Source organism: Victivallis sp., assembly GCF_048170485.1.
Lineage (GTDB): Bacteria > Verrucomicrobiota > Lentisphaeria > Victivallales > Victivallaceae > Victivallis.
This window is the reverse complement of record NZ_DBEXAY010000150.1, coordinates 1-4,933: the sequence shown is the minus strand read 5'-3', so window position 1 is coordinate 4,933 and position 4,933 is coordinate 1. Positions and strand designations below refer to the sequence as shown.

The following is a 4,933-nucleotide window of genomic DNA, read 5'->3' as shown; positions in this document are numbered from 1 at the left end:
TTCTCATTCTCCTTGTTTCGAGAAAATAAGCCATCTTCTTTTTCGTATCTTCCATTGAAAGTAAGATACATCAAAAGAAAGCAAAAACAATGGCTTGAAACCAGGAAGATTTTGTGATATTTTAGCACAAAACAACTTTATTGCAGGAAAACAGTATGGCTGAGAATTTTGAATTGATCTTTGCAGCGGACTACGACAAACCCAATGCCCCGATGCATTGTCACAACGGGGTTGAGCTGGTTATGGTGGAACGCGGCAGCTGCACCGTGGAGTTTCAGGGCTTCGGCTGCATGAACGCCACAGCCGGACAGGTATTCGTCACGCCGCCGAAAATCCGCCACGAGCAGAAGGGTTCCGACGACTGTCGAACCGTTTTCGCCGTAATGAACATCAATGGCGGAAATTGCGACGACATGCTTCGAATCGTCGATACCGGGAAAGATCCCATTCTTCTGGCCTGGTTCAACCATCTGGTCTTCATGCAGCAGCAGTCGCGTCTTCTCGCGGCTCCGCCGTTGCTGGAAGCGATCTGGAAACGACTTTCTGAGTTTGAAAACCAGACTGAAAATATGACGTGGGCCATCCGCCATCAGCAGATGGAACAGGTGGTGGCATACATGAGGAACAACTTCTACAAGCCGTTTACCATAAAAGAACTATGTCTGAAATACAGCATCAGTGAAAGTTACTTCAACACCCTGTTTCAGAAAACATATGCGATATCTCCGCTGCAGTATCTCATCCATTGCCGTCTGCAGCGGGCACGCCAACTCCTGCAGATTCCCTACTGGAACATCTCCGAAGTGGCCAGGAACTCCGGCTTTCAAGACCAGAACTACTTCAGCCGTGTGTTTCGAAAATATTTTGCGGAAACCCCTTCGCAATACCGGAAACGCACCCTCAAGGATGACTGGACCATTCCGCCGCATCAGCCGGAAAAGGCAACGCTTTCCTGGGAGGAAACGAACCTGGCAAGCACCGGGAAATTCCCGCCTTCAGCGCCTGCCGACGGGCGACGGAAGAAAAAAAGAACAACCGGTTCCTGAAGCACGGACCACAGCGGAGCATCTCGCAACCGTGCAACAGAAATCAAGGAATTCAGAGGGTTCCGCGCAAATTCCCGGCGGCAAAAATCACGCGGCCGCGCAGGGTATGGATGCCACTGCCCGGCCGCGAAAGAAGGAAATACGCCCTTACTTCAAATAGCGGGTGTAGAACTGTTCGAGCTTGTCGAACGGAATCTTTTCGAAGTTGTCGTAAAGATCCACATGACTCGCGCCGGGGACGATCAGCAGCTCCTTGTTGTCGCCGGTCAGCTTCTTGAACGCGTCCTCGCTGAAATAACGCGAATGCGCCTTTTCACCGTGAACCAGCAGACAGGCGGAGCGGATCTCACTGCTGTAGGTGAGCAGCGGCGCGTTGAGAAACGCCAGCGTCGAAGTCTTGTTCCACCCCTGGTTGGAGTTGAGCGAACGGGGGTGGTAGCCGCGGGGGGTTTTGTAGTAGGCGAAGTAGTCCCGGACAAACTGCGGAGCATCCGCAGGGAGAACATCCGGCACGCCGCCGGCGGTCTCATATTTCCCGCTTTTCGCATCCCGAAGCCGCTGTGCGCAGAGCTGCCGCCGCAGTTCGTAACGGCCGTCGGCATTCATCGAATCGAAATAGCCGTTGGCGCTGACCCGGCTCATGTCGTACATGGTGACGGCGGCCGTCCCCTTGATGCGGGGATCGTTCGCGGCGGCGTTGAGGGCGAAACCGCCCCAGCCGCAGATGCCGAGAATGCCGACCTTCTCCGCATCGACGTACGGCAGAAGCGAAAGGCAGTCCACCGCGGCGGAGAAGTCCTCCGTGTTGAGGTCGGGCGACGCCACGAACCGGGGTTCCCCGGAACTCTCTCCGGTGAAGGAGGGGTCGAATGCGAGCGTCACAAAACCGCGCCGCGCCAGCTCCTGCGCGTACAGTCCGGAGGACTGCTCCTTGACCGCCCCGAACGGACCGCTGACGGCGATGGCGGCGTACTTCTTCGCCGGGTCGAACTCCTTCGGCCGGTAGAGATGGCCGGCAAGCTCAATGCCGAACCGGTTCCGGAACCGGATATCCTGCACCGGAATCGCGGGGTCTGTCTTGAAAATACGGGTATCGTTCGCAATGGAATTCATTTCGGTCTCCTTTTTCTGAATGTTGTCCGCGGCGGCGATTCCCACCGCGCCGAGCAGTGCAACTGCTGTTACCAGTAATCGTTTCATTCCGCACTCTCCTTCATCGTTTCGGGCAGGTGTCAGACGGCCCGCCCCATTTCATACGCCTCCCGGTACGCCGGAAGAGCTTTGATCTCCCCTTTCTCATAGGCGCCGACGCCGTAGAGAATGCCGCGCTCCCGGCTGCCTTCGAGGCAATCCTCTGTGAAGCCGCGGAGGCTCTCGACCGTCCGGCGCATCGCGTCGACGCGGGAATCCGCCGCGGTCAGAATGAAGTAAAACTCCTTGTTCGAAATCGCCGTGTAACGCGGGCAGCTCCGGTCGATCAGCGTCTTGAGCTGGGCGCACATCGTGTAGAAGTAGACCGGGGTCGCGAGAACGATCACATCGGCGGCGACCATCTTCTCCAGAATTTCCGCCACGTCATCCTGTTGCACGCAGGGGCGCGTGGCGTTGGCGCAGGCGCCGCATCCGGTGCAGTAGTGAATCGTCTTCTCCGCGAGGAAGATCTTTTCCGCGCGGTGACCGGCGTCCGCCGCGCCGCGCAGAAACTGATCGCACAGAAGATCGGAATTTCCGCCGCGCCGCGGGCTCGAAGAGATCAGCAGAACCTTTTTCATATTCACCTCCGGCTTTCAGTAACGTTATTTCACCGTGTAGCCGCCGTCGACCGCAATCCCCTGCCCGACGATGAACGAAGCGGCCGGACTGCAGAGCCAGAGCACCGTCGAAGCCACCTCCTCCGGATGCCCGAAGCGGCCGATCGGCTCGGCCACTCCCTGAATCGCACCGGTCGCCAGCATCTTCTCCACCATCGGAGTTTCGATCGTCGCCGGACAGACCGCGTTGATGCGGATGCCGCGGGCAGCGTATTCCAATGCCGCGCACTTGGTCATCCCCAGCACCGCATGTTTGGAGGCGTGATAGGCCACCCGCCCCGGCAGGCCGATCAGGCCGCCGATGGAGGAGCTGTTGACGATGGAGTATCCCCCGCCCTGCTGGCGGAGCATCTGGCGAAGTTCGTATTTCATGCAGAGAAACATGCTCCGCAGATTGATGTTCATCACCCGGTCGAACTCGGAGGATTCCAGTTCGGCAGTCTCCACGTCGTCACTCATGATTCCGGCGTTGTTGTAGGCGCAGTCGAGGCGGCCGAAGGTGTCGGCGGCGAATGCGACCATCTTCTGGACCTGCTCCTCGTCGGTCACGTCGCAGACGGTCCAGGCGGCTTTGAGCCCCTCCGCCGTCAGAGAATCGGTGATTTCCCGCAGGAGCTTCTCCCGCCGCCCCGCCAGGACGACCGAAGCCCCTGCCCGGGCGAACATCTCCGCAGTCGCCTTGCCGATCCCGCTGGTCGCACCGGCAACCAGAGCGACTTTTCCATTCAATTCATAATCCATTGCTCATTCCTCCTGTGTTGCAAATTCACTCTGCCAGTTCAATCCGGACCTCGTAACTGCCGCGCAATCCGGCAATCCGGGAGAGCTCACACGTTACGACCCCGATATTGATCTGATGGCCATATTGTGCCGAATTGGCCTCGTCTTCGAAAAGAATTGTAAAATAGTTCCCGTCTCGGGCGAAATCGATGTCGCCGTTGAGCCAGCCGTAATGCACCTCGCTCTCGCGGTAGGGGAGCGGTTCGGCCAGCACGCCGCAGAAATCGTGGGAATACCGGCTCATCCGCACCGTGACCGGCAGCCGGGTGATCAGCGCCTTCGCCGTTTCGCTGTCGTTCAGGATCCCGGGGATAACCGTATCGCCGAAGTGCATCCGGATCTTCGTGCCGCTCTTCAACACCCGCGTCGGCATGGCGGGATTTTCCCGCTGCATGACCGCTCCGTCGGAGGCGAGCCGCTTGGCCGGCCTCTTCGGCACGGCCGCGAATGTCACGGTCGGATTTCCCCGCCCCAGAGCGGCCTTCAAGCCGTCGGGATTCTCCACTTTTCCCAGCACGGTATAACGGTAGGGGGAAGAGAAGTTCTCGTAAAACAGCACCACCGTGGAGCTGCCGTACAGCATCAGATCGCCGCACCGGATCGTTCCGGGCGTTTCCGCCTTTGCCGGCAGCGGATTCGCCAGATCGGCATATTTCTCATTGCCGTTGAGCTCCCGCATTTCGACCGTCAGCGGCAGTCGTTGCAGGAACGCGGCGGCGGCCTCATTTTCCGCAGGAACGACGGTAAAACGGGCGGAACCGACGATGATTTCAATACGATCTCTCATTGCATTGCCTTTCGTTTTCTCCGCACACACGACCAAAATCAGCACAAAAGCGATGACAACACCCAATCCGATTGTGGAATACCACCTGTGCATGCAGCACCTCCTTCCAGTCCATTTTTTCTGCGGCCATCGACATTCCGGGGATGTCACTACTCAATGTAAACGATTTTTATGAAATAGCAAATACTTATTTCTTATATCATGATATGCCTTAAAACTATAACACAAACGACCTGTTCCGGGATTGTCTCCGGACGCGGCACCGGGAGAACTCCGGCGGGAAACCGGCGAATGCCGGAGAGTTGAAAAGCGATGGAACCGTGCTATTGTAAGAAGAAGTCGGCCGGCGGCCCCCCGGCCGACACGGATATCAGCATGGAAGACCCCAGCCGAATATGGAACTCAGAGTATTGCGCTATTTTCTCGGAGTGGCCGACACCGGAAGCATGACCGGAGCGGCCCGCGCCCTGCATGTCACCCAGCCGACCCTCTCCCGCCAGCTGCAGGAG

At 57.8% G+C, this 4,933-nt stretch carries 6 protein-coding genes; 2 read left to right on the top strand and 4 right to left on the bottom strand.

From position 1 onward, the window contains the following. Positions 1-155 precede the first annotated feature (155 nt). On the top strand, positions 156-1,046 hold the full coding sequence (locus ACMLHG_RS07805) for an AraC family transcriptional regulator (protein ID WP_417170139.1): 891 nt from the start codon (positions 156-158) through the stop codon (positions 1,044-1,046). Between the two features lie 147 nt (positions 1,047-1,193). Here ACMLHG_RS07805 and ACMLHG_RS07800 read toward each other — a convergent pair whose 3' ends face one another. Genes ACMLHG_RS07800 through ACMLHG_RS07785 form a run of 4 tightly spaced genes read right to left on the bottom strand, consistent with a single transcriptional unit; the run spans position 1,194 to position 4,424 of the window. Next, positions 1,194-2,246 carry an alpha/beta hydrolase gene (locus ACMLHG_RS07800; protein ID WP_295808713.1) on the bottom strand — a complete coding sequence of 351 codons (1,053 nt, stop codon included), beginning with the start codon at positions 2,244-2,246 and terminating at the stop codon, positions 1,194-1,196. 32 nt (positions 2,247-2,278) lie between these two features. Further along, positions 2,279-2,818 carry a flavodoxin family protein gene (locus tag ACMLHG_RS07795; RefSeq protein WP_294433134.1) on the bottom strand — a complete coding sequence of 180 codons (540 nt, stop codon included), beginning with the start codon at positions 2,816-2,818 and terminating at the stop codon, positions 2,279-2,281. Positions 2,819-2,842: 24 nt separating this feature from the next. Beyond that, on the bottom strand, positions 2,843-3,598 hold the full coding sequence (locus ACMLHG_RS07790; protein WP_417170138.1) for an SDR family NAD(P)-dependent oxidoreductase: 756 nt from the start codon (positions 3,596-3,598) through the stop codon (positions 2,843-2,845). 25 nt (positions 3,599-3,623) lie between these two features. Further along, positions 3,624-4,424: a cyclophilin-like fold protein gene (locus ACMLHG_RS07785; RefSeq protein ID WP_417170137.1), complete on the bottom strand. Its 801-nt coding sequence runs from the start codon at positions 4,422-4,424 to the stop codon at positions 3,624-3,626. 395 nt (positions 4,425-4,819) lie between these two features. On the opposite strand from ACMLHG_RS07785, the gene ACMLHG_RS07780 reads away from it, so the two are divergent. Beyond that, positions 4,820-4,933 (top strand): LysR family transcriptional regulator (locus ACMLHG_RS07780; RefSeq protein WP_417170140.1); only part of this gene is annotated, 114 nt, incomplete at its 3' end.